Origin of the sequence: Candidatus Tenderia electrophaga (assembly GCA_001447805.1) — a bacterium.
Lineage (GTDB): Bacteria > Pseudomonadota > Gammaproteobacteria > Tenderiales > Tenderiaceae > Tenderia > Tenderia electrophaga.
In genome coordinates, this window is sequence record CP013099.1 from 1,759,198 (window position 1) to 1,785,297 (window position 26,100).

General features: G+C 58.9%; 20 protein-coding genes and 1 pseudogene. 14 read left to right on the top strand and 7 right to left on the bottom strand.

What is annotated here, in order from left to right; translation table 11 throughout:
* Positions 1-7: 7 nt before the first annotated feature.
* From Tel_08125 to Tel_08170, 10 genes and pseudogenes are all read left to right on the top strand, one after another.
* Positions 8-964 (top strand): acetyl-CoA carboxylase subunit alpha, encoded by a 957-nt coding sequence (locus Tel_08125; protein ALP53127.1) that lies wholly within the window; start codon positions 8-10, stop codon positions 962-964.
* 213 nt (positions 965-1,177) lie between these two features.
* Positions 1,178-2,398: pseudogene (locus tag Tel_08130) on the top strand (hypothetical protein).
* A 259-nt stretch (positions 2,399-2,657) separates the two neighbouring features.
* Positions 2,658-6,026 (top strand): hypothetical protein, encoded by a 3,369-nt coding sequence (locus Tel_08135; GenBank protein ID ALP53128.1) that lies wholly within the window; start codon positions 2,658-2,660, stop codon positions 6,024-6,026.
* A gap of 391 nt (positions 6,027-6,417) precedes the next feature.
* On the top strand, positions 6,418-8,031 hold the full coding sequence (pyrG, locus tag Tel_08140; protein ID ALP54780.1) for a CTP synthetase: 1,614 nt from the start codon (positions 6,418-6,420) through the stop codon (positions 8,029-8,031).
* A 21-nt stretch (positions 8,032-8,052) separates the two neighbouring features.
* Complete coding sequence (locus Tel_08145) at positions 8,053-8,886, top strand: 2-dehydro-3-deoxyphosphooctonate aldolase (protein ALP54781.1); 834 nt, start codon at positions 8,053-8,055, stop codon at positions 8,884-8,886.
* A gap of 65 nt (positions 8,887-8,951) precedes the next feature.
* Complete coding sequence (gene eno, locus Tel_08150; GenBank protein ALP53129.1) at positions 8,952-10,235, top strand: enolase; 1,284 nt, start codon at positions 8,952-8,954, stop codon at positions 10,233-10,235.
* 123 nt (positions 10,236-10,358) lie between these two features.
* Positions 10,359-10,640, top strand: a complete 282-nt coding sequence (locus Tel_08155; protein ID ALP53130.1) for a cell division protein FtsB — start codon at positions 10,359-10,361, stop codon at positions 10,638-10,640.
* Entirely contained in the window at positions 10,624-11,331 is a 708-nt protein-coding gene (gene ispD / locus Tel_08160) for a 2-C-methyl-D-erythritol 4-phosphate cytidylyltransferase (GenBank protein ALP53131.1), read from the top strand. Before Tel_08155 ends, ispD begins: the two co-directional genes overlap by 17 nt.
* A complete protein-coding gene (gene ispF / locus Tel_08165; protein ALP53132.1) occupies positions 11,331-11,810 on the top strand; it encodes a 2-C-methyl-D-erythritol 2,4-cyclodiphosphate synthase in 480 nt (159 codons plus the stop codon). The genes ispD and ispF overlap by 1 nt, the downstream gene beginning before the upstream one ends.
* 54 nt (positions 11,811-11,864) lie before the next feature.
* A complete protein-coding gene (locus Tel_08170; protein ID ALP53133.1) occupies positions 11,865-12,878 on the top strand; it encodes a hypothetical protein in 1,014 nt (337 codons plus the stop codon).
* A gap of 12 nt (positions 12,879-12,890) precedes the next feature.
* Here the strand turns inward: Tel_08170 and Tel_08175 are convergent, their stop codons facing one another.
* The 4 genes from Tel_08175 to Tel_08190 form a co-directional block, all read right to left on the bottom strand.
* A complete protein-coding gene (locus Tel_08175; protein ID ALP53134.1) occupies positions 12,891-16,634 on the bottom strand; it encodes a hypothetical protein in 3,744 nt (1,247 codons plus the stop codon).
* Positions 16,631-18,403: a hypothetical protein gene (locus Tel_08180; GenBank protein ALP53135.1), complete on the bottom strand. Its 1,773-nt coding sequence runs from the start codon at positions 18,401-18,403 to the stop codon at positions 16,631-16,633. The genes Tel_08175 and Tel_08180 overlap by 4 nt, the downstream gene beginning before the upstream one ends.
* 255 nt (positions 18,404-18,658) lie before the next feature.
* Positions 18,659-19,042, bottom strand: a complete 384-nt coding sequence (locus Tel_08185; GenBank protein ALP53136.1) for a hypothetical protein — start codon at positions 19,040-19,042, stop codon at positions 18,659-18,661.
* Positions 19,043-19,150: 108 nt separating this feature from the next.
* Positions 19,151-19,810 (bottom strand): hypothetical protein, encoded by a 660-nt coding sequence (locus Tel_08190; protein ID ALP53137.1) that lies wholly within the window; start codon positions 19,808-19,810, stop codon positions 19,151-19,153.
* Between the two features lie 233 nt (positions 19,811-20,043).
* Between Tel_08190 and Tel_08195 the strand changes: the two genes are divergently transcribed.
* From Tel_08195 to Tel_08210, 4 genes are all read left to right on the top strand, one after another.
* The gene (locus tag Tel_08195) at positions 20,044-20,319 is read left to right on the top strand and encodes a hypothetical protein (protein ALP53138.1); all 276 of its coding nucleotides are present in this window, start codon (positions 20,044-20,046) and stop codon (positions 20,317-20,319) included.
* A gap of 19 nt (positions 20,320-20,338) precedes the next feature.
* Positions 20,339-20,932: a hypothetical protein gene (locus Tel_08200; protein ALP53139.1), complete on the top strand. Its 594-nt coding sequence runs from the start codon at positions 20,339-20,341 to the stop codon at positions 20,930-20,932.
* 199 nt (positions 20,933-21,131) lie between these two features.
* Positions 21,132-21,401 carry a hypothetical protein gene (locus tag Tel_08205; GenBank protein ID ALP53140.1) on the top strand — a complete coding sequence of 90 codons (270 nt, stop codon included), beginning with the start codon at positions 21,132-21,134 and terminating at the stop codon, positions 21,399-21,401.
* 229 nt (positions 21,402-21,630) lie between these two features.
* Entirely contained in the window at positions 21,631-22,785 is a 1,155-nt protein-coding gene (locus tag Tel_08210) for a diguanylate cyclase (protein ID ALP54782.1), read from the top strand.
* A gap of 184 nt (positions 22,786-22,969) precedes the next feature.
* Here Tel_08210 and Tel_08215 read toward each other — a convergent pair whose 3' ends face one another.
* The 3 genes from Tel_08215 to Tel_08225 form a co-directional block, all read right to left on the bottom strand.
* The gene (locus Tel_08215; GenBank protein ID ALP53141.1) at positions 22,970-24,088 is read right to left on the bottom strand and encodes a 3-deoxy-7-phosphoheptulonate synthase; all 1,119 of its coding nucleotides are present in this window, start codon (positions 24,086-24,088) and stop codon (positions 22,970-22,972) included.
* Positions 24,089-24,159: 71 nt separating this feature from the next.
* On the bottom strand, positions 24,160-25,053 hold the full coding sequence (locus tag Tel_08220; protein ALP53142.1) for an acyltransferase: 894 nt from the start codon (positions 25,051-25,053) through the stop codon (positions 24,160-24,162).
* Complete coding sequence (locus tag Tel_08225) at positions 25,053-26,087, bottom strand: agmatine deiminase (protein ID ALP53143.1); 1,035 nt, start codon at positions 26,085-26,087, stop codon at positions 25,053-25,055. The genes Tel_08220 and Tel_08225 overlap by 1 nt, the downstream gene beginning before the upstream one ends.
* Positions 26,088-26,100 lie beyond the last annotated feature (13 nt).

Genomic DNA, 26,100 nt, shown 5'->3' on the forward strand with positions numbered 1-26,100 from the left:
GAGAATAATGCGTTTCCTAGATTTCGAACAACCCATCGCCGAACTTGAAGCCAAGATTGAGGAGCTGCGCAACGTCAGCAGCGACAACGATCTCAACATCTCGGAAGAGATCGGCCGCCTGGAAACCAAGAGCAGCAACCTGATCGACCAGATCTTTTCCAAGCTCAACGCCTGGCAGGTGTCGCAATTGGCACGTCACCCCAGCCGCCCGTATACCCTGGATTACATCGGGCAGATCTTTACCGACTTCGAGGAGCTGCACGGCGATCGCGCCTATGCCGACGACGCCGCCATCGTCGGTGGCGTGGCACGCCTGGACGGCAACCCGGTGATGATCATCGGTCAGCAAAAGGGCCGCGACACCCGGGAAAAGGTCAAACGTAATTTCGGTATGCCGCGCCCCGAAGGCTACCGCAAGGCCATGCGCCTAATGCATATGGCCGAGCGTTTCAAGCTGCCCATTCTCACCTTTATCGACACCCCCGGCGCCTATCCCGGCATCGGCGCCGAGGAGCGCGGTCAGAGCGAGGCCATCGCGCGCAACCTGTTCGTCATGTCGGAACTGAAGACGCCCATTATCTGCACCGTGATTGGCGAAGGCGGTTCCGGCGGTGCTCTGGCCATCGGCGTGGGCGATCGCGTGATGATGCTGCAGTACGCCACCTATTCGGTGATCTCGCCCGAGGGCTGCGCCTCCATCTTGTGGAAGAGCGCGGAGAAGGCCTCCGATGCGGCCGAGGCCCTGGGGCTGACCTCCGCCCGCTTGAAAGAGCTGGGCTTGATCGATCGCGTGATTGAAGAACCGCGCGGTGCCGCCCATCGCAATCCGGCGCAAATGGCCGCCAAGGTCAAACAAGCCCTGCTGGAAGAGCTGGATGCATTACAGAATATGGATACAGAGACTCTGCTGCGCCAGCGGTATGAGCGTTTGATGGGGTTCGGGCGCTACAACGAACGCAGTTGATAACGGAGACGTGCAGCGCCGCTCCCGCCCCTTTACCCCCGTCCTCATCCCCCCCTTTGAAAAAGGGCACCCGAAATTCGGGCATAAAGGGTTAGGGGGGATTTTAAGACGTTTAAATCCCCCTCGATCCCCCTTTACAAAAGGGGGAGGCCAAATCGTACAATGAGCCGGGCCAGGCCAGACATGCTTACCCCCGAGACATTGCAGCATGCAATGCCACCCTTGGCGCGCGACAAAGTTGTCTGGGTCGCCTACAGCGGCGGCTGCGACTCCCATGTCCTGCTGCATCTCCTGAGTCAGCTGCGCAAATCAGTGCCGTTCGAACTCAAAGCCGTCTATGTCGATCATGGTCTCAGTCCCAATGCCGCCCAATGGGGCGAGCACTGTCGCGTGGTGTGCGCAGAACTCGCAGTTGAAATTCTCACGCTCAATGTGGATGCCACCCCCCAAGACGGCGCAAGCCCCGAAGCCGCCGCGCGCCAGGCCCGCTATGCCGCCATCAAGACGCTGCTCAAATCCGGCGACACTCTCTGCACCGCCCATCACCAGGAGGACCAGGCCGAGACCCTGTTATTGCAACTGCTGCGCGGCGCCGGCCCCAAGGGCCTGGCCGGTATGCCGCCGAGTTCGCCACTGGGCCTCGCTACGCAAGTGCGACCATTGTTGGGTTTCAGCCAGACACAACTGCGCGACTACGCCGAACAATACGGCTTGCAGTGGATCGAAGACGAAAGCAACAGCGACACCGGCTTTAACCGCAACTACCTGCGCCACGAAATCCTGCCCCGTTTGCGTGAGCGCTGGCCCGCCAGCGACGCCACCATCGCCCGCAGCGCCGCTCACTGCGCCGAAGCCGCGCGGTTGATGGAGGTGTTGGCGGAGCAGGATTTCCAATCGGTCAAGTCTGTAAGCTCGACCGAACTGGAAATCGAAGCGCTGCTTCGACTCGAGAATGCACGGCAGAAAAACCTGCTGCGCTACTGGATTCATCAGGCAGGTTTGCCCCTGCCATCCGAGATTAAGCTGCAACACATTCTCAGCGACGTGCTGACAGCGGCGGAGGACAAGATGCCGCTGGTGGCCTGGCCCGGTGCCGAAGTGCGCCGTTATGACGGCCGGCTGTATGTGATGGCGCCGTTGCCGGAATTCGACACGACGCAGGTGATTGAGTGGGCCGATCTCAGTCGCCCGCTTGAATTACCTGACGGGTCAAGGTTGTGCTGCGAATCAAGCGATCAACGTCCGGCGCTGGACCTCAAGCGGCTGCGGCAGGGGAGGGTGACCGTTCAGTTTCGTCAGGGCGGGGAGAGATGCCGTCTTGTCGGCAGTCAGTATCACAAAAGCCTGAAGCAGGTCTTTCAGGAACGAGCTGTGCCGCCGTGGCGGCGATCCAGAATTCCGTTGCTTTACGTTGACGATATGCTGGTGGCGGTGGTTGGCGTATGCGTAACGGATGTGCTTTTTACCACAGAATTCGCCCACGGGTCGGTTGTTCGGCTATCTTGAGTGATTTTGTGGCGCTAAGCCGGTAATATCCTGGGCGTTTTTAATGGTTTGTGGTAGATTAGTAGCCGCTTAAGAACAATAAACATGCTGGTCGCTGTTGTTTATCGGGGGTCGGGAAGGGGTAGGCCTTTCGACTATTCTCCTGAATCCTTACAGGCGGCCAGACGAGTAGGGGGTCGCTGTAGTCATGTCTTTTTCTGCGCGTATTTGTGCTTCTTTTTTTTCGTTCCTTATTATTCTCTCCTTGTTTGCTTCCGAGGCATTGGCCGAAACCAGCGGTGGAATTTCGGGGACTGTAACGGCTGCCGATAGCGGTGAAGCCTTAAGCGATAGGTCGGTATACCTCTATCGCTTCGATGGTGGTTTCGTGTCCTGGGCAAATACGGACCCTAATGGCAATTTTCAATTTAACGATCTCGCTGCCGGTCCCTATTACCTGAGGGTGTGGGGAGAGGACTATATTGATGAGGTGTATTCCGGGGTGGAGTGCGTAGACCAGTGTGATGTCACAGCCGGGACGGCTGTCATGGTAACTGCAGGAGAGGTTTCTACCGGAATTGATTTTGTCTTGCGGCGTGGAGGGGTTATAAGCGGCACCGTGACCATGGCCGATACGGGAAACGCGCTTAGCGATCGATTCGTAACTGTCTATGACGCGCATGGAAATCAAGTTTGGTCTTTTGCAAACACTGACATTGACGGTGAATTCCAGCTCGTCGGGCTTCCCAGTGGTAGCTACTATGTGCAGGTCCATGGTCGGGACTATATTGATCAAGTGTACTCCGGGGTTGAGTGCGCAAAATATTGGTGTGATGTCACCGAGGGGAAGGCAGTTGCGGTGATCGCCGGGGAATCCGTTGCCGGCATCGATTTTACCCTTGATCGAGGGGGCTCCATCAGCGGCGTGGTAAAGGCGCTGGACACCGGCCTGCCCCTCGGCGGCCACTCTATCAAGATTTACGCCGAAGGCGAGGAGTCGGTCGTCGCGCACGAGTTTTCGGCACAGGATGACGGTAGTTATGCTGTCATGGGGCTGCCGGCAGGCGATTATTTCGTGGTCGCAGAGGGGGCCGGTGACTATATCGGGCAGTACTTCGGCGGCCCTCTCTGCGTAGGCTGGTGCTCCAGACCATCCGGCACCCTTGTCACCATTGTAAAAGGACAAGACAGTGCCGGCATCGATCTTCTGTTGACCAAGGGCGGTATGATCAGGGGGGTGGTCAGTTCTGCTGAAGGCGGGGCACCTGTCGTCAACGCAAGGGTCTCGGTGGGTGATGTCGCCGGGGGCTCGGTGTGGACTAACTCGCAGGGTGAGTATCAAATTGGCGGCCTGGTGACGGGTGACTACTATGTACAAGTCTCCACAAATGGGCACGGCGGCATGGCATACGGCGATGTGCCCTGCCCGAGCGTTGACTGTGATTTGTCCCAGGCCAGCACCGTTGAGGTGGTGCAGGGACAGATCGTTGACGGTATCAATATCACTATGGCGCCCACCGGCAGCATTGCCGGCACGCTGCGCGATCAAGCTACCGGCCTGGGCTTGGGCTATCAACTTGTCGAAGCCTATTCCTGGGATGGACGGCCTGCAGGCGACGCATGGACCAACGAGCGCGGGGCTTATCATATAGACGGGCTGTTGCCGGGCGCCTATTTTGTCGCCGGCCCGGTCAATAGTGATTATATCCGTACGATTCATGGCGGACCGGAGTGTTTAGGGCCGTGGCGCTGTATGCTGGTTCTAGCCACTGCCGTGGAGGTCCTCCCAGACCAGGACACTACCGGAATAGATCTGGTGTCGCGCAAAGGTGGCGAAATATCGGGTGTGGTGACAGATGCAGATTCCGGAACGCCCTTGTCCAATGTATATATCGAAGCGTATGGGGGAGCATACTCGGGAAATGCATATACGGATGGCCAAGGTGGATATCGCATCAGCGGACTGCCACCCGGCACCTACACAATCCTTGCCCATGACGGGCGAACGCATAGCCGACAGGCCTATGGTGACTATCCCTGCGACGGCTGCAATATCGAACTCCTGGACGACACCGGCATTAGCGTTACTACAGGCCAGAGCATTTCCGGAATCGATTTCGCATTAAATGCGAAACAGGTGCCGGATACCGGAATCAGCGGCAGGGTGATTGCGGGCGACACCGGGCGGCCGCTAAAAGGTATACACATAGGGATCAGGGACCCGGACGGCATGGGTGTCGCTAGTGCGGTGACGGATGGAGAGGGCCGTTATCGAGCCGCGCTGCCTCCCGGCGACTACTATGTTGAGGTTCATCCTAAAGAGTACGTTGCAGAACACTATGATGGGGCACCATGTCCGAACCATTTTTGCGATACGGTCGACGGCACGCTGGTTACCGTGGCCGCAGGTCAGCTCGTCACGAACATTGATTTCAGCTTGACCAAGGGAGGAATGATCTCCGGGACGGTGACTGCTATCGATGGCAAGTATCTCGGCAAATCTGTATACGTAAAGGTGGTTGATCTCGATGGCTGGTACGTTGCGAGTAGCTCGATCGATGCCATGGGTAGTTATCGTATCGTCGGCTTGCCGGCGGGGAACTATTTTGTGAGCGCCATATATTTTAGCAGTGCTCCCGTGCCACCTCTATATACGGGCAAGGTATACAAAGGCGAGGATTGTGTCCCGGGGTGTTTCAATGTGGTCAAGGGTACCCCCGTGCGCGTTGCCGAGGGCGCGTCAGTAGCGGGTATCGACTTCACCCTCCATCGCGCCGGCGCGATCAGCGGTACCGTCCGTGCCGCGGACACGGGCGCAACCGTCGCCCACGCGCGGGTTGAGGTCTATGACGGCGATTCCGAGTTGCTGCTTTCCGGCGTAGCGAATGCCCAGGGTGAATATCGCCTGGGGGGACTGCCCACCGGCCGGTATTATGTGAAGGTTGTACCCGTGGTTAAACGGCAGAATGGCCATGTATATTCCGCGCCGTTACCAGAAGCGGTTGATTATATGGCGACGCTGTTTGGTGATCTCCCCTGCGTCAATCTGTGTGATGTGACGCGCGGGGTCGCTGTGAGTGTCACCATGGGCGAGACCACGTCGAATGTGGATGTCGCGCTGAGTCGGGGAGATGGTATAGCCGGTAAAGTGATCACTGGGGAGACGGGGGTCGGGGTGCCCTATGTTCTTCTTTCGGTCTTCGATTCGGCCGGCACCTGGGTGGGATTTCAGGCCTGGACCGATGCCAATGGTGATTACCGGGTGCGCGGATTGTCGCCGGGTCGCTACTACCTTCTGGCCCTTGGGGCAGATAAGGAGGATAACCAACTTTTCGATAGGCTGCCCTGTTCCTCCGAGGAATGTGTGATTACCGATGGCACGGCCGTTGAGGTTGTCCGGGGCCGTGATACTACAGGTATTGATTTCGTGTTAGGCGGTGTGGTTGAGGAACAGCCGATTGACGCTGTGCCGGCTGACAGCGGTGGCGGCCTAATCGGTTGGCAGCTTCTGGTGTTGATGCTGTGTTGGATGTTGTATGCCCGTGCAGCATGCTTGCGGCGCGACCGCGCATGGTAGCGCTCCGATAACAGCGCCTTCCCGCCATCTCCGGATGACTGTTCCAGGGTGCCGGCGCAGAGGTTGACCGCCACGTTGATTTTATGCAGCTTCTCTTTTAGTTAGTCTGAAACTCTCAGTATTAGTGTTTTTGCATGTGTATATGTTCGCAGGGGCGGGGCTGGCTGTTTAACGCCTGCGCTGATTCATTCAGGTTGTCCCCCAAACGGGGGACGGGAGTTGGCCAGCCGAGCCAAGCAGGGCCGAGCCAATCGACCGAGTGACAGTCATCAGGAGGGGACAAGCGCCTGCGGGATGCATTGAGAACCCCCCCCGTTTCTGGTAGTCTGCACTCCCGTCTTGATGTTGTTTTTTGCGCGGCTCAGGTTTTCATAATTATATGACTAAGTTCATTTTTGTCACAGGCGGGGTGGTGTCGTCCCTGGGTAAGGGGATTGCCTCGGCCTCTCTGGCGGCCATTCTCGAAGCACGGGGTCTGAAGGTGACCCTGCTCAAGCTCGACCCCTATATCAATGTCGATCCCGGGACGATGAGCCCGTTCCAGCACGGTGAGGTCTATGTCACCGAGGACGGCGCGGAGACGGACCTGGATTTGGGGCATTACGAGCGCTTCGTGCACACCACTATGTTGCGCAGCAATAATTTCACCACCGGCCGGGTCTATGAAAACGTGATCCGCAAGGAGCGCCGCGGCGATTATCTGGGCGGCACGGTGCAGGTCATTCCCCATATCACCGACGAGATCAAGCGCTTGGTGGTGGAGGGCGCCGACGCCGCCGACGTGGCCATGGTGGAGATCGGCGGCACGGTGGGTGACATCGAGTCGCTGCCCTTCCTCGAGGCGATTCGCCAGATGGGCGTGGAGTTGGGCCGCGACCGGGTGCTGTACATGCATCTCACCCTGTTGCCCTATATCCCTACAGCCGGCGAGCTGAAGACCAAGCCCACCCAGCACTCAGTCAAGGAGTTGCGCTCCATCGGTATCCAGCCGGATATCCTGCTGTGTCGCGCCGAGCAGTCCATTCCCGCCGAGGAGCGGCGCAAGATCGCTTTGTTCACCAATGTGCAGCAGCGCGCCGTCATTGAGTGCATCGACACCGATACCATCTACAAGATCCCGCGCCTGCTGCATGAGCAGGGGCTGGACGAAATCGTTATTCAGCGCCTGCAGCTGGATGCGGAAAAGGCCGACCTTGAGGCCTGGGACCGGGTGGTCTATAACCTGACCCATCCCGAGGCCGAGGTGAACATCGCCATGGTGGGCAAGTACATGGATTTGACCGAGGCCTACAAGTCCCTGTCCGAAGCCCTGATTCACGCCAGCATCCAGACCCTGACCAAGGTCAACATCACCTACATCGATTCGGAAAATATCGAGCAGAACGGTGTCGCCTGTCTTGCCGGGATGGACGCCATCCTGGTGCCCGGCGGTTTCGGCGAGCGCGGCGTGGAGGGCAAGATCAAGGCGGTGGAATACGCCCGGACCCATAACGTGCCCTACCTGGGCATCTGTCTGGGGATGCAGGTGGCGGTGATCGAATACGCCCGTCACGTGGCCGGCCTTGAAGGTGCACACAGTACCGAGTTGAATCCGGGCACGCCGCACCCGGTGATCGCCTTGATTACCGAATGGGTCACCCAGGACGGTGCCGTGGAGCGGCGTACGGAAGACTCGGACCTGGGCGGCACCATGCGCCTGGGCGGCCAGCAGTGCCGTCTGGAAGAGGGCAGTCGGGCGCGTGCGATGTACGGCCGTGAGGTGATCGTCGAGCGTCATCGCCACCGTTATGAATTCAACAACAACTACCTGGAGCAACTATCCCAGGCGGGGCTGCGTTTCTCCGGTAAATCCATGGACGGCCACCTGGTGGAAGTGGTCGAACTGCCGGACCACCCGTGGTTCGTGGCCTGCCAGTTCCATCCGGAATTCACCTCCACACCGCGCGACGGCCATGCGCTGTTCACCGGATTCGTGAAGGCGGCGCTGGAACACAAGCGCACATAACTGAGTAAGGACACTATGAGCATGAAACTGTGCGGATTCCAAGCAGGCCTGGACAAGCCCATTTTTCTCATCGCCGGACCCTGCGTCATCGAGAGCGAGGCCCTGGCGTTGGAGACCGCCGGCGCCTTGAAGGAGATGTGCGCGGCGCTCGGCATGCCCTTCATCTACAAGTCGTCCTTCGACAAGGCCAACCGCACCTCCAGCCAGAGCTTCCGCGGGCCGGGCCTGGACGAGGGGCTGCGTATCCTGCAGAAGGTCAAGAAAGAGATCGGTGTGCCGGTGCTGACCGACGTGCATGAAGACACACCGCTGGCCGAGGTGGCCGAGGTGGTCGACATCATGCAGACGCCGGCCTTCCTCTGCCGCCAGACCAATTTCATCCAGAACGTGGCGCGCCAGGGCAAGCCGGTCAATATCAAGAAGGGCCAATTCCTGGCCCCCTGGGACATGGCCAACGTGGTGGCCAAGGCCAAGGAGGCGGGCAACGAGCAGATCCTGGTGTGCGACCGTGGTGTCTCCTTTGGCTACAATACCCTGATATCCGACATGCGCGGCCTGGCGGTGATGCGCGATACCGGCTGCCCGGTGGTCTTCGACGCCACGCATTCGGTGCAGCAGCCGGGCGGGCAGGGGCAGCGTTCCGGCGGTCAGCGCGAGTTCGTGCCGGTGCTGGCGCGCGCCGCGGTGGCGGCCGGAATTTCCGGGCTGTTCATGGAGACCCACCCGGACCCCGACAAGGCGCTGAGTGACGGTCCCAACGCCTGGCCGCTGGGTAAGATGCAGGCCTTGTTGGAAACGCTGCAACACATCGATCGCGCCACCAAGGCGGGCGGCTTTTTGGAACAAAGTCTGTAGAGATTTACACAGCCGAACTGAATTCAGATCCTACGCATTAATACTTAGAAGAAACGGAGCAATCAATGTCACACATCAAGGACATTCGCGCACGCGAGATCATCGACTCACGCGGCAACCCGACAATCGAAGCCGATGTCATGCTGGAATCCGGCGCCATGGGCCGCGCCGCGGTACCCTCCGGCGCCTCCACCGGTTCGCGCGAGGCCATCGAGCTGCGCGACGGCGGTGAGCGTTTTATGGGCAAGGGTGTGTTGCAGGCGGTGAAACACGTCAATGAAGAGATTCGCGAGGCCTTGCTGGGCATGGACGCCAAGGACCAGGCCAAGCTCGACCAGACCATGATCGAGTTGGACGGCACCCCCAACAAGGCCAAGCTGGGCGCCAACGCCATCCTGGCGGTGTCCCTGGCCGCGGCCAAGGCGGCGGCGGCCGAGGCGGGCCTGCCGCTGTATCGTTATCTCGGCGGCGAAGACGCCACCACCATGCCGGTGCCGATGATGAACATCATCAACGGCGGCGAGCATGCCGACAACAGCGTCGACCTGCAGGAGTTCATGATCATGCCGGTGGGCGCAACCAGCATCAACCAGGCCTTGCAGTGGGGCGCGGAAGTGTTCCACAACTTGAAGAAGGTGCTGAGCGCCAAAGGCTACAACACCGCCGTGGGCGATGAGGGCGGTTTCGCGCCCGACCTGAAATCCAATGAAGAGGCCATCACCGTCATCTTGGAGGCGATTGAAAAGGCCGGTTACGAAGCGGGCAAGGATATCTTCATCGCCATCGATGCCGCCGCGTCCGAGTTTTATAAAGGTGGCAAATACGTGTTGGCATCCGAGAACAAAACCCTGAGCTCCGAGGGATTTGCCGACTTCCTCGCCGCCTGGGTCGATAAGTATCCCATCATCTCCATCGAAGACGGCATGGACGAGGGCGACTGGGACGGTTGGAAGGCGCTCACCGACAAGGTCGGCGATAAGGTGCAGTTGGTCGGTGATGACCTGTTCGTCACCAATCCCGAGATCCTGCAGCAGGGGATCGACAAGCATATCGCCAACTCCATCCTCATCAAGGTCAACCAGATCGGCACCCTGACCGAGACCCTGGCCGCCATCAAGCTGGCCAAGAAAAACGGTTACACCGCCGTGGTGTCGCACCGTTCCGGCGAAACCGAAGACACCACCATCGCCGACCTGGCGGTGGCCACCAATGCCGGCCAGATCAAAACCGGCTCCATGTCGCGGTCGGATCGTATCGCCAAATATAACCAGCTGATCCGCATCGCCGAAGCGCTCGGCGGCAAGGCGAGCTACCCCGGTCAAGATGCCTTCTATAATCTGTCAAAATGAGGCATTGCGTTATCGCGCAACTCTTCAGTTTGGGTTTAAGTTCCCCGCTTTCCTAAAGGGGGGACAGGGGGGGGGTAAAGGCAAAACCAAGGCGCCCATCCGTGACAAGTGCACCCTGTTTTTATGAAATGGATTATCGCCATCCTTGTTATCCTGCTGCTGTCACTGCAGTACAAACTCTGGGTGGGGCAGGGCAGCTTCGCCGAGGTATCACGGCTGCAACAGGCCATCGAAAAACAACGGACCACCAACGCCCGACTGCGCGGGCGCAACGCCGCCCTGGATGCCGAGGTGCAGGACCTTAAAAAAGGCGTGGAGGCCGTTGAAGAACGCGCCCGTAGTGAATTGGGCATGATCAAAAAAGATGAAACCTTCTTCCAGATCATCGATGAACAACAGGAATAAATACTATTGTGTGGTGCCGGCCGCCGGTGTCGGCAGCCGGATGGGCACGGCCGTGCCGAAACAGTACCTGCGCCTACACGGCAAGACGGTTATCGAGCATACCCTGGCCAGGCTTTGCGCCCATCCGTTGATCGAAGGCGTGGTGGTGGCCATCGGTGCGGACGACCAATACTGGCCGCAACAACAGTTACCCGATCCGGACAAGATTTACGTGGCGCAGGGCGGCGCGGAGCGTTGTCACTCCGTGCTTAATGGTCTGCAGTTTTTGAGCGGTTTTGCCGATGTCGACGATTGGGTGCTGGTCCACGACGCGGCGCGTCCCTGTCTGCATCATGACGATATCAGCCGCATGATCGATATGCTTAGCGATCACCCCGTCGGCGGGCTGTTGGGGGTACCGGTGGCCGACACCGTCAAGCGCAGCAATCCCGCCGGCGAGGTACTGCAAACCGTCAGTCGCGACCATCTCTGGCGTGCCCTGACACCGCAGATGTTTCGCCTGAGCCAACTGCAGCAGGCGCTGCAGGCGGCGCTGGATGAGCATTTTCTCGTCACCGACGAGGCCTCGGCCATGGAGCATGCCGGTCTCAAGCCGCATATGGTCGAGGGCCGCGCCGACAATATCAAGATCACCCGGCCTGAAGACTTGTCACTGGCCGAGTTATATCTGGCCCAACAGGAGACGGCCTGATGAGAGTCGGTCACGGCTATGACGTGCACAGATTTGCCGAAAACAGGACCTTGATTCTGGGCGGCGTCACCATCCCTTACGCATTGGGTATGGCGGCGCATTCCGACGGCGACGTGCTGATTCATGCCCTTATCGATGCCCTGCTGGGCGCGGCGGGCATGGGCGACATCGGCGCTCACTTTCCCGATACCCGCGCCGAGTTCGAAAACATCGACAGCCGCATCCTGTTGCGTGATGTCATCAGCAAGATGAGTGATGAAGGTTTCAGTATCGGCAACGCCGACATTACCCTCATCGCCCAGGCACCCAAAATGAATCCCCACCTCCCCCAGATGAAAAAGAATCTCGCCGCCGACCTGCAGGTCGGCGAGTCGCGCCTGAACATCAAGGCCACTACCACCGAAGGGCTGGGCTTTGCCGGGCGCAAGGAGGGCATCGCCTGCCATGCGGTGGTGTTGCTGCTTGAATCCGGTGATTAACGATGTCCTCCCCCCCCTTTGCCAAAGGGGAAAACAGCAAAGCCAATAACTAAAATGCCAACGACAATAACGCTAGCCCACGCCCTCGGCCAACCAACTCTCAAGGGCACCGTTCGCGCCACTCCCGAAGATTTTCAAGTAGACGAAGTGCTGGGCTTCGATCCCGACGGCAGCGGTGAACACGCCTGCCTTCATATCCGCAAGCGGGGCGCCAATACGGCCGACGTCGCCAAGCAGCTGGCCCGCCTGGCCGGGGTGAAACACATGGACGTCAGTTACGCCGGTCTAAAAGACCGCCACGCCGTTACTACCCAGTGGTTCAGCGTCTACCTGGGCAACACGCCCGAACCGGACTGGTCGCAACTGGAAAACGAATCGGTTAAAATCCTCACCGCCACGCGCCACCGACGCAAGCTCAGGCGCGGCACGCTCAAAGGCAATCGCTTCAAGTTGTGGCTGCGTGAGTTGCAGGGCGATACGGCTGATCTGGGACAGCGGCTGCAAACCATCGCCGCGACGGGGGTGCCCAATTACTTCGGTGAACAGCGCTTCGGTTACGACAACCTGGAAAAGGCCGGCGCCATGTTCGCAGGCCGCATCAAGGTCAAGGACAGGAATAAGCGCAGCATCTATCTTTCTGCCGCGCGCGCGGCGATCTTCAACCATGTCCTGTCACAGCGCGTCGCGGCCGGTACTTGGAATTGTGGTCTGAACGGCGATGTCATGATGCTGGCCGGCAGTCACAGCATCTTTCCGGTCGAACAAGTGGATGAGGACATCGAACGCCGTATCAAGGAGCAGGACATCCACCCCACCGGGCCGCTATGGGGCCGGGGCGCCTTGCCCAGCGGTGCTGAAGTCAATACCCTGGAACGGACCTGTGGCGCGGCGCATGCCGTGTTCTGCGAAGGCCTGGAACGTGCCGGCATGCGCCAGGAGCGCCGCGCCTTGCGTCTGCCGCTTGGGGAACTGGAGTGGCGGCTTGATGGGCGGGACCTGTGGCTTGCCTTTTTCCTGCTTTCGGGCAGCTATGCCACCGCCGTATTGCGCGAGTTGGTCTCGGCGTAATCCATAGGCGCGTCATTCGCCCCGCTCAAAGGTATACAACAGATCGGCCGATTGCTCGGCGCCGGATTCGGCGATGAGTTGCCAGCTGTCGGTAATTTCGTAGCGCAGTCTGAGGGTATTCACGGCGTCGATCAGGCCTACGCCGTAGCTGATGTAGAGATCAGGGGAAAGATAACGCCCCATCAGCAGTGAAGCTTCTTGACCCGACTGGGAGGTCTCCACCCGCACTTCGTCCAGGCCGAAGCGGTCGCCGATCTTGCGCGCCAGAAAATCTCCGCCTTTGAGCCCCAGGGCCAGGGCCGCACCGGCCACCAGCGAGCCGTCCGAGGACGCGCCTTCCTCCAGCGGCCGGCCGAGCAGTAAGTAGGCCAGGGCATCGGTCTGGCCCATGGCCGGGTTGCTGAACACGTCGAATTTGGGATTGCGCAGGGTGCCGGAGACGCTGACGCCCGCGGTCACATCCTGCACCCGGCGCACGGCGCGCAGGTCCAGGCCGGGGTTATTGAGCGGACTGCTGGCGAACAACAGGCGGCCGCGGACAATCTCCAGGCGCTGGCCATAGGCGCTGTATTGACCTTCCACCACACTCAGTTCACCCACCCCGATGGTGGGCTTGCCGGGCTCGCTCTTCAGCACCACATTGCCGGTGATGCGCCCTTCGAAGCCGAAGCCGTTAAGGAAGACGCGCTCGCTGAGAATCAGCCGGATATTGCTGTAAATCTTCCAGTCTTCTTCGGGTGCGGACTGCGCCCCCTCGATGCGCACGTCATCGGATGGCAGCTTGGCGTTGCTGATATCGGTGGGCTGAAGCTTGGCATAGGGAACTCTGACCGTACCTTCGACATCGATACGGCGGCCCTTGATGTGGATGGAAAGTTCCGGTGAGACATCGATTCTGGCCTCGGGGATGCTGGAGACTTCCAGGTCCTTGCCGCTGATATCGATCCGCGTCGGCCATCCGGCCTCCGGTTGCAGCTGGGTCTCGCCCCGGGCCTGGACATGACCGTCGCCGGACTCGGCATCGAGTTGGTAGTTGAGTTTGCGATCATTGCCCTCGGCCTTGAGATTGATATTCTTGATATGCAATCCGAGCCGCGGAATGTCCATGGCGCCGTCCTCCAATGCCAGCCGCCCGCTGACTTGCGGTGCCCCGAGCGTGCCGCGGGCGCTTGCCTCCACGGTGAGCAGCCCCCGGATGTCGCGTGCTTCGTAGATCATGCCCTGCAGCAGATCCAGCTGATCCAGTTTCAGGCTGGCCGAGGCCTTTAGCGGTTGGGTGTCGGGGTTGAACTCAAGCGCATTGAAGCGCGGCAGTTCGGCCTTGACGCTTAGCGAGTCCCGCGCAGTCACCGTGAGTTGCAGGCTGGCCTGTAAGCCGTCCTGGTTCAGGCTGAGATTGGCCTGGCCCCCTTGATAATCCCAATGCTCCATCTCATTGTCCAGCATGCGTACATCGACACTGCCGGGATGCAATTGCACCTGCCCATCGGCGCGCAGCTGTTGTTGTTTGTTGAGCGAGGCCTGCAGGGTGAAATCCGCTTCGCCGCTCAGCGCCATGCGCTCCTTCAGCAAGGGGGAGAACACGGCCAGCGGAAAATTCGTACTTTCGAGCTTAGCGTTCCAGGTTTGTCGGGCGTAATCGATATGCAGGCAGGCATGGGCCGCGTCACTGTCAAGACACATGCGCTGCAGAACCACCTGTTGCTCGGAGAGCCGCAATTCGACGGCTTGGCGTTGTGCCCAGTCGCCGAACTGCGGGCTGGTGATGCGAACGTCGTGCACCTGGCCGTGCCAGGTGTGTTGCCGCAGGGTGCCGGTGGCATGCAGTTCGATGGCAGCGTCCGCGTGCGTGATCTGCAGCGCAAGCTGCTGCCGGCCTCGTTCATTGTTCAGGTCGACAGCGATGGATTGCAGGGTTTGGCCGGCCAGTTCGAGCTGCTCGGCGCGGGCCTGCAAGGCGACTTGTTGCCAGCGGAACAGATCGGCTTCACCATTCGCTTTGATGCTGCCGATGGCGTAGTTGCGCCAGGCCAGGGACTGGCCGCTGAGTTGCAGCTGCAGCAGCGGCGTGGCGCGTGCGCCGCGCAGCGTGCCGGAGGCCGACAGGCTACCCTTCATATCTGGATGCAGTTGTGACAATTGCGGCGAGACCAGTTGCCAGTCCAGTTGCAATTGCGCCCCGATAGCGCCGTGGGCCTTGACCACCGATTCGGCCGAGCGGAATTCGAGTTGGTGCAACGACAGCGTGTCGCCCTGCCAGTCCAGACTGCCCGAGAGTTGCACCGGACGCTGCTGCAGGCGGCCGTCGAATTGTTTGATCGCCAGGCTGGCGGACAGGCCGCCCTGCGTATCGCCCTCGCTGTCGATCTTGAAATTGATTCGCCCCGGCAATTGGGCCAGGCGCTGGCCGGGGTCGAGGCCGCGGGCGGTGAGTGTGGTCTGCCAGCTGAAGCCCTCGGCCCAATCCAGCTTGACAGGTCCGGTGATGCCGCCGTCCAGGGTCAGCAGCCGGGCCTCGATGATATCCAGCCCCGTCAGGGTGCCCGTGCCGATACCGCGCAGGTGACTGTCATTCCAATAGGGGCTGCTAAGATCACCGGCCAGGCTCCATTGGTAATCCTCCAAACCGCCCTTGATATAGGCGCTGCCGTGGGCGCTGCTGATTTGACTTTCGCCTTGCAGCGGCCAGCCGATGCCGTGCCAGGCGAGGGCGAATTCGCCCTGTTTGCTCTGTGGTTGCAGCTCGCCATGCAGGCTGGCGCGGCGCCGACCGTCGGGCGATTGGAGAAGCAACTGGTCGACTTGAATCCGATCCGGGCTGGCGGTCAGCAGGAATTCAGCGTCGATGTCGGACCATTGCTCGGAACGGCTGCGGAAACCACCTTCCAAGGTCTGTTGTTGCAGGTCGCCCTGGATGCGGGTATCCAGCGCCAAGCTCGCCTGGGGCAGATCGGGTCCCAAGGCTTGCAGGGGAAATAGCTCGGCCTTGATCTGGCCTTCCCAATGGGGCCGACGCAACAGATCGCGCAGGTTCAGCTCGGCGCGCGCGGAGATGGGTTGATGTAAAGCGTGACTCAAGTGTGTGCCATCGAGGTCGCCTTTGAGCGTCGCTTGGCCACGTGCGCGGCCCACCGGCGTGTGCTCCACCTGCCAATTGAAGCTTAGATCATGGCGATACATATCACTCAGTTCGGCGGTGCCGCGCGCTTCCAGCCGGGCGTTGAGGGCGGACAGCTGCAGGCGTTTAAGCTTAAGCTCATCCCAGTGCAAGGATGCGGCCAGGCCCAGGTGGTCGATGCTGATGGGGGGTTGCTCGGGACGCCGGATTTGAATCTGATGCAGCTCGAGCCTGGCAAGGGCGACGCTGACGGGAACGGCGATACGTGGCAGCGCGGTGACGCTGTTCGCACCGGATGGCTGCGCAGCGGGCAGGTCCACGGTGAGTCGTTGAGCGGAGATGTCGCTGAAACGCAGTTGTCCCACCAGCAGGGCGCTGGGACTCCAGTCCAAATGCAGTTGTTCGATCTCCACCGCCATGCCGTCGTCCTGGCGATAACTGAGCGTGGCGATGTCCACCGGCCCACTGAGACGGCCGCGCAGTTGTTCCAATTGCAGGTCGCCGGGCAGATAGGGATGTGCCTGTTCGACTGTCCAGCGCAGGCCTGATTCGGTGTTGAGGATCCAGGTCAGGAAAAGTAACAGGCCGAATAACAGCATCAACAGCGCGGCACGTAGGATGTTGAACCAGCGCTTCATAGATCCGGCCCCACGTTAATATGAATACGCCAAGGTTCGCCCGGCTGACTCAGGGCCGACGCCAGGTCAAGGCGCACGGGGCCGATGGGTGTTTGCCAGCGCAGGCCGAAGCCGGCGCCGTATTCCAATGGGTCATTCATGTTGTTGATGGCATTGCCCTGGTCATAAAACACTGCCACCGCCCAATTTTTATTCAGACTGTGCTCCAGCTCTACGCTGCCGACCAGCAAATGTTTGCCGCCTACGACGCGGCCCTGATCATTGACGGGGCCGAGGGACTGGTAGGAGAAACCGCGTACGCTTTGGGAGCCGCCGGTAAAAAAGCGTACCGAGGCGGGCAGCTCATTGAACGCCTGCGTCCAGGTGCTGCCGGCCCTGCCGCGCAGGATAATCCGGTTGCTACCGAGGAAGGAGCGGATCAACTTGGCCGACAGTGTCGCCTGGGTAAAGTTGGTGTCGGACAGCACGGCGTCGCTGGCGCCGCGCACGCCCAGCTGCAGGCGCATGCCGTTGTCGACATCGGCGATGTCGTCGGCCCACACCCGACTCCAGTCGGCGCCAGGGATTAACAGTTTGGAGCGACCGCTCTCGTCGGCGATGGTGAAGGTTTCGTCCTGATAGTTGAGCGACAGCACGCGGCGCCAGGGACCCGGCGTCTGCACCAGGCTGACGCCGATGTTACGCACCAGGCTGTCGCTGGTGTCGGTGGTGGTGTCCACCACGGCGGCGTTAAAGGCGACCTCTTCGGTGGTGGGGTCGCCGATGGGGATATGGTAATTCGCGCTGACGCTTTTGCTGATGCCTGAGACCTTGATTTCACTATCGAAACGGTGGCCATACCGATTGACACGCGGGATGGCCCAGCCCAGTTTGGCGCGTGCCTTGGTGTCGCTGCCGTAGCCGATGCCAATGGTGTACTTATGGCGTTTGCGCGGTGTCAGTTTGACGTTTACCGGCACTGCGTGTTGCGGATTGGTGCTGGTATCCGGCTCGATTTCGATGTCGTGAAAATAGTCGCTATTCGATAATGCCTGCTGCAGTGCGATCAGCTCGCTGACCCGATAGGGATCGCCGCGCTCGAAGGGGATGAAACGGCGCAGGAAATCCTCTTCGAGCACGTCCTGGTTGAGGTGGATTTCACCGAAGTGATAGCGCGGTCCGCTATCGAACTCCAGTTCGATGCTGGCATTGTATTGTTCCAAGTTGATGAGGATGCGTTGGCGAATAAACTTGCTTTCGAAAAACCCCAGCTCACTGGCACTCTGAACGATGTCGGATTTGGCCGCTTCGTAGCGTACCTGATTCAGTACATCGCCGCGCTGCAGGGGAAAGTTGCTGAACTCCCGGCTCAGTTCGGGTGTGTCGCGGCCGTCTCCTCTTAACTCCACCGTGACGCTCGCCAGTCGCAGCGGTTCGCCGGGATCGATAACATATTCGGCGCGCCAGCTTTCCTCGCTGATACGGTCGAGCCGTGTGTCGATCTCGGCGCGGTAATAGCCGTAGGGTTTCAGGGCGGTACGGATCTCTTCCTTCGCTTTCTGGTGCAGGCGCTTGATACGGCCGGCGCTGAGCAGCGGATGGCCGCGCTGCTGCTGAATGCTCAGCAGCAACTGTACGTTGGTCAACAGCTCGTCCTCGACTCCCCGGATGTTGACATCGACATTAGGTGCAGCCAGCACCGGGACGCTGAGACAAAACAGCAACAGGCTGCACCACAGGTACTGGGTACGGCTGAATAAGGCGGATCGTGACTTATCTTCAAAAAGCATTCTGGACAGGTAATAAGCGCCGGGTTAGTGGGTGAATTGGCCCGATTCGACAGCCCCCTTGTGCGCAGCTAAGGAATCGTTTTTTAACAAAATAATACCATCGCCGGGGCGGCGCATTGATAATTGTTTGTCGGCCCGCGTCGCTGTCGACGAGGATGTGGAAACAGGTGAGGAGGGGGGGGATGAACGGGACAGGCAGACCTGACCCTGAGTGAGGATATTCACTCAGGGGATGCGCGCCACACTCGGGTGGTGTTACTTGCCTGTCTTGGTTTTACTGCTCACGGCGCTGTTATCGCGCTCACTGCCGGGTACGCTGCAGTCATAACCGTCGCGGCAGTGGACGTCCTTGCCGATGGCGGATTCGACCTCGTAGGGAAAGGTACCGCATTGATTGTGGCTTGATGTGTCACAGGACTTGACATGGCTGGCGGCATAGAACGGGTCCCAGCCCAACATACCGGTGAGCAGGGGATAAAGCGCGACAAGTGGCAGATAGGCATACCAGCCCAGTGTGACGCCCCGGTACAGGTCGAGAAACACAATCCCCACCAGGGCTAAGCCGATCAGGGTACGAACCACTCGATCCAGCCAGCCGACATTCTGTATTGCGCCCAGGTTTTTGTAGGCGAGTTGCATGGTAATCACCTCCTTTGGCATTGCAGTTGGTTACAGGTATTAATATAGAAACTATGGCTGAGAATATCTGTGACAAACTCACATATAAAAGGCATCTTTTAGTGTGGCTTAGATGGCGCCGAGGGCCGCGCGATCGGTGATTTCGATACTGCCGCGATGCAGTTTCAGCCAGCCGTTGCGTTCGAATTCCTTGAGTAAGCGGCTGATGACTTCACGTGCGGTACCGAGCTCGGTGGCCACAGCCTGATGGGTCGTTTGCAAGCGCGGCTGTTGCCGGGTGCATTCGAGTAGAAATTGCGCCAGACGATGATCCAGATGGCCGAAGGCCACCTCCTCAACTAGTGTCACCAGCTCGCTCATGGCGTCGTCGATAGAACTGTAAATCGCATTACGCAGCTGCGGGCTTTTTTCCAGCAACTGTTTGAATGCCGCCTTGGGAATTGTGAGCAGTTCCACCTCGGTTTCGCTAAAGGCCTCGGCGGGATAGCGCTGGCCGCCCAACAAACAGCTGTTGGTGAGTTTGCAGCTTTGTCCGGGAAGGACGTGATACAGCACAATTTCGTGGCCGTTGTCGGTGAGTTTTTGTACCCGCATGCTGCCTTTTAATAGCAGTAGAAACCCCGCGCAGCTTTCACCTTCATAAAACAGCCGCGTGCCGGCGGGAAAATGCTGCACCTGCACCTGCTTGACCAACCAGTCTCGGTCTTTGGCATCAAGTTGTTGCAGGGCGGGGAAAGATTCAAACACAGTCGAACGACTGGTCAGCATAGCCATATCTCCCGGTCATACAGTTTAATCGGTTGCTTGGGCCTGCCCGTTGCCCGGGTGTAGTCAACGGGATGGCGCGGGTATAAATCTTTGATCAGAACATGCTTAAGTATAGGCCCCCCTGTCAGGGATTGACATGGGTACGACTGCGGCCTGCGCCGTTACAGGGCATTATTGCTTCAACTAGGGTTAGTAATATACTGAATTCAGAACTCTTATAACGGGATCAAACAATGGCCATAGTCACGCGAGTTGTACTGGATGTGCTCAAACCCCACCGCCCCAACGCCCTGGAATTTGCCAGCCAGTTGGCCGATCTGGACCCCGGCTATCAGGTCAATCTGGTGGTGCAGGAGGTGGACGACAAGACTCAGAGCCTGATCCTCAGCATCAGCGGCGCAAAGCTGGATTTTGACGAAATCAGTCGCAATATCACCACCATGGGCGGGTCGGTGCACAGTATCGACGAAGTGGATGTGCGCGGCGGGGGCGCCGAGGCGGCGCCTTAATCAACCCGAGGCCGCATTCATGTTCGCCAGGCTTCGTTATCTCGTCGAACTCAGTCATGCCCACCGCATCGCGCGGCGCTACTTCGTTACCAACGGGTTTGACGGCGTGTTGGCCATGCTCGGCCTGTTGATGGGATTTCGGGTGACCGGCTCCAGCCCCGTGGAGGTGATGGTCGGCGCCTGTCTCGGCACCGCCGTGGCGCTGCTGATGAGCGGACTGACCAGCGCCTATATCAGCGAATCGGCCGAGAAGGCACACGAACTGCGCGAGTTGGAAAAATCCATGGTGACCTCGCTGGACGACAGCGCCCATGCCGAGGCGGCGCGGCTGATGCCCTGGCTGATCGCCCTGGTCAACGGCCTGTCGCCGTTGTTGCTGGCGCTGCTCATCCTGCTGCCGCTGTTGCTGGCACAGCGGCAAATTTGGCCGTCTGCCCTGCCGGTGCTCGACAGCGCCATTGTCATCGCCGTCTTGCTGTCATTTTTGTTGGGCGTGTTTCTGGGCCGCTTGAGCGGTCGCTTTTGGCTGTGGACCGGCGCCCGTGCGCTGCTGATCGCCGTGGTCACCGCCGCGCTTATCTTGCTGCTGAACCAGTTTCTGGAAAGCCCGTGAGCGAAGCGGCCTGGCATACGGCCGCCGCGGCCGCCCGATGAAAGCATCTTCGCCGGTTGGAGGCGGCAGCACCTGGTGTGGGTCGGATTGTTAATCGGCGCGGTCTCGCTGGCGGCTCAGGCATGGGCCTATGAACGCGGGACGCACTGGCGGACTCTGGTGTTGACCGTACTCACCTTTTTGTCAGCTGGCCCATGTGATGGTGATCCGTTCCGAGACGCAGTCGTTGTGGCGGCAAGGGGTGTTGTCCAATCTGCCATTGCTTGGGGCTGTGGTGTTGCAGTTGGCGGTGACTTACGTGCCGGGGTTGAATACGATCTTTAAGACCGAGGCGTTGAGTTTGTTTGAGTTGGGCGCCTGTTTTGTATTGCCGTTGATTGTGTTTGGGGCAGTTGAAATTGAGAAGATGTTGCGGCGGGCGCGGACGAATCTATTCGTCGTGAATTTATATTTTCCCCCTATTCCGTGATTTGAGTCGTGGTTTTTTTCCTCTGTCGACTTCCAGTTTTGATGATGGAGGCATTGACTTAACTGCTAAATGTTTGAGACATACGAACCAATTTCTACGTATTATTGTTCTATTCCATTCATTAGTAGTAGTGAGTATTGATTTAATTGTGTTCTGTGGCCACATTAGGATGTGGCGCGAATATCGAATTTAATAACGTTCTGAAAATCCATGAGCAAAGGGGGTGCTTATCAAACAAACAGAGAAAACGCTGCTTGAGCAGATGCAGATTGGTGATTTTGAGATTGAACAGCGCAAAACTCTTTTTTCTTTAACGGACGCCAACATTGCAGCGCTCAAGTCAGCAAAACCAATAATCGACGCTAATATTGACGATTTAGTGTCTAAATTTTATGAGCTGCAAACGAGCATTCCAGAAATTTCATTGCTGATTGGAGATGCGGACACCTTAAACCGTTTGCGTCATGCTCAACGAAAGTACGTAGTTGATCTGTTTTATGGTTTATATGATCTTGAATATGTAAACAATCGCCTTCGGATCGGGCTGGTACACAAGCGAATCGGTGTTGAGCCGAAACTCTATCTTTCAGCGATGTATGCACTCAAGAGATTGCTGTATGACTTGCTGACTCAAGAGATACAAGACCTAGGGCAACGGGAAGAAGTGCTTGCGGCACTTGAAAAGCTATTATTGTTTGACATAAGTCTTGTGTTTGATACTTACATCAGGAGTCTGCTTTCTGAAATTGAGATTTCGAAAGAGAAATCCGATCAATATGCACAAGATCTAGAATACAAGATAAAAGAACGCACCCGCCAACTTGAGCATTTGTCTCGTACAGACCCATTGACAGGCTTGTTAAATATGCGACACCTGGTGGATATTCTCACCGGGACTTTGCGAGCGGCTCAGCGACGCGCTGAGCCTGTGAGCCTTGTGTATATCGATATTGATGATTTTAAAGCGCTCAACGATACGCGCGGTCATCAATATGGCGACGAAGTGCTCAGGATTTTAGGCGCGTCCATCGCAAAGGTTTCTCGCAAAGAAGATAGTTGTTTTCGCTATGGTGGCGATGAGTTTTGTATTATTTTGCCGAATTGCACGGAAGACGCGGCGTTGGAATTATATAAACTGCGTCTCAGTGAGGAAGTGTTGGATAAATCGAAGGAAATCGTATTAAGTATCGGTATTGTTCAGACAGGTCCGTTGGAGTATTTGGAGCCGGAAGCGTTAATCAGGAAAGCCGACAGACGAATGTACAAGGCAAAGCAGGCAAAAAAATCCAGGTTAAAAAATACGGATATGAACACCTTGCGTTATGACCCTTCCGGCTCTTCATCAAAGGAATATAATGACAACAAGGTGCGGGATAAAAAATAAAGGGGGGACGGCTTAGCCGATAACTTCAATTTGGCCATTGACGGCTCGAGTAAAGCCAGCGGCCCTGACATGCCCTTTAACCTTCGTTATAGGACCTCTAGTCAAACCCGGTCATAATCGCTCACGAGTGAGGATTTATCCTCAGCTGGATGCGTATCCACGCTCATGGAAAGGATTAATGAGGCTATGCAGGCCGAATCCGCTGCATATTCTTAACCCGCGCCTCGTACGCCTCCCGGGCAATGCGGCAATCCTCAAGAAAATACGGCAGTTCACTCAACAATAAGGCCTGCGGCCCGTCCACCAAGGCCTTGGCCGGCGCCGGGTGAAAATCTACCAGCACCATGTTGGCCCCGGCGATAATGCCCTGGGCGGTGACGTGGAAGACATCCATGATGCCGTCGGGCGAGGCTTCACGACTGCCGACGGAGTGCGACGGGTCGACACACACCGGCATGCGGGTGAGGCGTTTGACGACCGGCACATGGGCGAAGTCGACAAAGTTACGGTGCGGGTCGCCCATGTTGGTCTTCATGCCGCGCAGGCCGAAGACGACTTTGCGGTTGCCTTCGGAGGCCAGGTATTCGGCGGCGTTGAGCGACTCTTCCAGCGTGATGCCGAAGCCGCGCTTGAGCAGCACGGGCATTTCCTGTTGACGACCCACCGCCTTGAGCAGTTCGAAGTTCTGGGTATTGCGGGTGCCGATCTGCAGCATGACCCCGGTGGGGTGGCCGGTTTGTTCCAGCGCCTGTTGGATCTCGTGGACGTGCTGGTCGCTGGTGACCTCCATGGCGATCACCTTGATGCCGTATTTACCCGCCAGCTCGAAGACGTAGGGCAGGCATTCGGCGCCGTGACCCTGAAAGGCGTAGGGGCTGGTGCGCGGCTTGTAGGCGCCCATGCGGGTGGTGACCTGGCCGTGGTCCTGCAGAGTCTTCATCATCTGTTCGACGTGGCTTGGATTGTCCACCGCACACAGGCCGGCGAAGATGTTGAGATTATTTTGGCTGAAGGTGACGCCGTTGTATTCGAAATGGCTGGAGCGATTGTCATCTTTGTGACGGCCCAGAACGCGGTATTCCTGGGATACGCGCACTACCCGCTCGACGCCGGGTAGGGCGCTGATCTCGACATCTTTCAGACCCTTGGTGTCACCGACCAGGTAGAGTTCGGTCAATACTTGCTGGGCGCCGGTTTCTTCGTGCACGCGCACCTGGATGCCGCTCAGGTTGGCAAGGTAATCCATGACGGCAGTGTAATCGGGGCCGGATTTGTCGATGCCTGGTTCGAGTATGACAATCATTGTGCTTGGTGTCCGTTGCGGTTGCGGGATTCAGGGACCGTATTATTTCATAATTTGCCGGACGCGTCTGGTTAGTCGCGGTATCTCAAACTCAGGTCGGCGTAGTCGTCGATACGCCGGTCGCGCAGATAGGGCCAGATGCGGCGCACCGCTTCGCTGCGGCCGAGATTGACTTCAGTGATCAGCACGGCGGCTTCGGCGATGGGGGCCTCGGCGAGAATCTCGCCCTGGGGACCGGTGACGAAGCTGCTGCCCCAGAATTGGATGCCGCCGCCCTGGCCGCTGGGATCGGCCTCGTACCCGGTCCTGTTGCAGGACAGCACCGGTATGCCGTTGGCCACGGCGTGGGCGCGCTGAACGGTAATCCAGGCCTCGCGTTGGCGCTGTTGCTCGGCCTGGTCGTCGCGCGGGTCCCAGCCGATGGCGGTGGGGTAGAACAGCATCTCGGCGCCGGCCAGGGCCATCAGCCGCGCCGCCTCCGGATACCACTGGTCCCAACAGACCAGTACGCCGAGGCGGCCGACGGAGGTGTCAATGGGGGTGAAGCCCAGATCGCCGGGGGTGAAGTAGAACTTCTCATAGAAGCCGGGATCGTCGGGAATGTGCATTTTGCGGTATTTACCGGCCAGGCGCCCATCGCGTTCCAGCACTACCGCGGTGTTGTGATACAGGCCGGTGGCGCGTTTTTCGAATAGGGAGGCGACGATGACCACCTTGCATTGCTTGGCCACGGCGCCGAGCTGCTCGGTGCTGGGGCCGGGGATGGTTTCGGCCAGGTCGAACTGGGCGGTGTCTTCGGTCTGACAGAAGTACAGGCTGTTATGCAGTTCCTGCAGCAGCACCAGCTCGGCGCCCTGGGCGGCGGCCCGCTTCACAGCGTCGAGGTTGGCGGCCAGGTTGGCCTGCAAATCGTTATCGGCGACGCTGCGTTGAACCAGCGCGACTTTTAGGATTCGTTGCTTCACTATAGCGGGACTCCTGCGGGAATTTGCATGGTGACGCAGTGCAGGCTGCCGTATTGCTCGATCAGCGGTTTGCAGTCGATGCCGATGATCTGGCGCTGTGGAAAGCATTCGCCCAGCCGTTGCAGGGCGAGGGCATCATGGGCATCGTGATAGGTCGGTACCAGCACGGCGTCGTTGATAATCAGAAAATTGGCGTAGGTGGCCGGCAGGCGTACGCCGTCTTCGTTATAAATGGCCTTCGGCAGGGGCAGGGCGACGCGCCGATAGGGCTCGCCATTCACTTGCCGGAAGGCCGCCAGTTCCTCCGCCATGGCCTGCAGCGGGGGCCCGTGTTCGTCGGCCGGGTCGTCACAGCTGACATGGCAGAGGGTGTCGGGCGCACAGAACCGCGCCAGGGTATCGACATGGCTGTCGGTATCGTCACCGGCCAGGTGGCCATGGTCCAGCCATAAGACCCGCTCGGCGCCCAAAAGTTTATGTAGGCGTTGTTCCAGGGCGATCTTGCCCATGCCTGGATTGCGCTGTGGCGACAACAGACAGCGGCTGGTGGTGAGCACGGTGCCCTGGCCGTCGCTTTCGATGCTGCCGCCTTCCAGCACCAAATCGATGGTCTCGATGGGCGTGTCGCCGAAGGCGTTCTGGCTGCACAGGTGACGGGTGACGGCGTTGTCCAGGCCGGCGTCGTATTTACTGCCCCAGCCGTTGAATATGAAGTCCAGCAGCACCGGGCGGCCCTGCTTCAGGACGGTGAGGGGGCCGTGATCGCGCGCCCAGGTGTCATTAGAGGGGACGCTGTAGTAACGCACCCGCTCGGGGTCGACACCGCGATCGATGAGGCAGCTGCGGATGTGACTTTTGTGGGATTCATTCCAGCAGACGATCACCACCCGTTCGCGCAGGGAAATATGGTAGGCGATGTCGCAAAACACCGGTTCCACCCGGCTCAGAAGCGCCTGCCAGTCGCTGTGGGCATGCGGCCAGGTCAGCATGACGCCGCTCTGCGGCGCCCATTCGGCGGGAAGTTGGGTCACCATTGTGTCTCGCTCA

Coding starts and splice junctions, on each gene's coding strand:
- Tel_08125 (ALP53127.1), top strand. CDS start 8: ATGCGTTTCCTAGATTTCGAACAACCCATCGCCGAACTTGAAGCCAAG.
- Tel_08135 (ALP53128.1), top strand. CDS start 2,658: ATGTCTTTTTCTGCGCGTATTTGTGCTTCTTTTTTTTCGTTCCTTATT.
- Tel_08145 (ALP54781.1), top strand. CDS start 8,053: ATGAAACTGTGCGGATTCCAAGCAGGCCTGGACAAGCCCATTTTTCTC.
- eno (ALP53129.1), top strand. CDS start 8,952: ATGTCACACATCAAGGACATTCGCGCACGCGAGATCATCGACTCACGC.
- Tel_08155 (ALP53130.1), top strand. CDS start 10,359: ATGAAATGGATTATCGCCATCCTTGTTATCCTGCTGCTGTCACTGCAG.
- ispD (ALP53131.1), top strand. CDS start 10,624: ATGAACAACAGGAATAAATACTATTGTGTGGTGCCGGCCGCCGGTGTC.
- ispF (ALP53132.1), top strand. CDS start 11,331: ATGAGAGTCGGTCACGGCTATGACGTGCACAGATTTGCCGAAAACAGG.
- Tel_08170 (ALP53133.1), top strand. CDS start 11,865: ATGCCAACGACAATAACGCTAGCCCACGCCCTCGGCCAACCAACTCTC.
- Tel_08175 (ALP53134.1), bottom strand. CDS start 16,634: ATGAAGCGCTGGTTCAACATCCTACGTGCCGCGCTGTTGATGCTGTTA.
- Tel_08180 (ALP53135.1), bottom strand. CDS start 18,403: ATGCTTTTTGAAGATAAGTCACGATCCGCCTTATTCAGCCGTACCCAG.
- Tel_08185 (ALP53136.1), bottom strand. CDS start 19,042: ATGCAACTCGCCTACAAAAACCTGGGCGCAATACAGAATGTCGGCTGG.
- Tel_08190 (ALP53137.1), bottom strand. CDS start 19,810: ATGCTGACCAGTCGTTCGACTGTGTTTGAATCTTTCCCCGCCCTGCAA.
- Tel_08195 (ALP53138.1), top strand. CDS start 20,044: ATGGCCATAGTCACGCGAGTTGTACTGGATGTGCTCAAACCCCACCGC.
- Tel_08200 (ALP53139.1), top strand. CDS start 20,339: ATGTTCGCCAGGCTTCGTTATCTCGTCGAACTCAGTCATGCCCACCGC.
- Tel_08205 (ALP53140.1), top strand. CDS start 21,132: ATGGTGATCCGTTCCGAGACGCAGTCGTTGTGGCGGCAAGGGGTGTTG.
- Tel_08215 (ALP53141.1), bottom strand. CDS start 24,088: ATGATTGTCATACTCGAACCAGGCATCGACAAATCCGGCCCCGATTAC.
- Tel_08225 (ALP53143.1), bottom strand. CDS start 26,087: ATGGTGACCCAACTTCCCGCCGAATGGGCGCCGCAGAGCGGCGTCATG.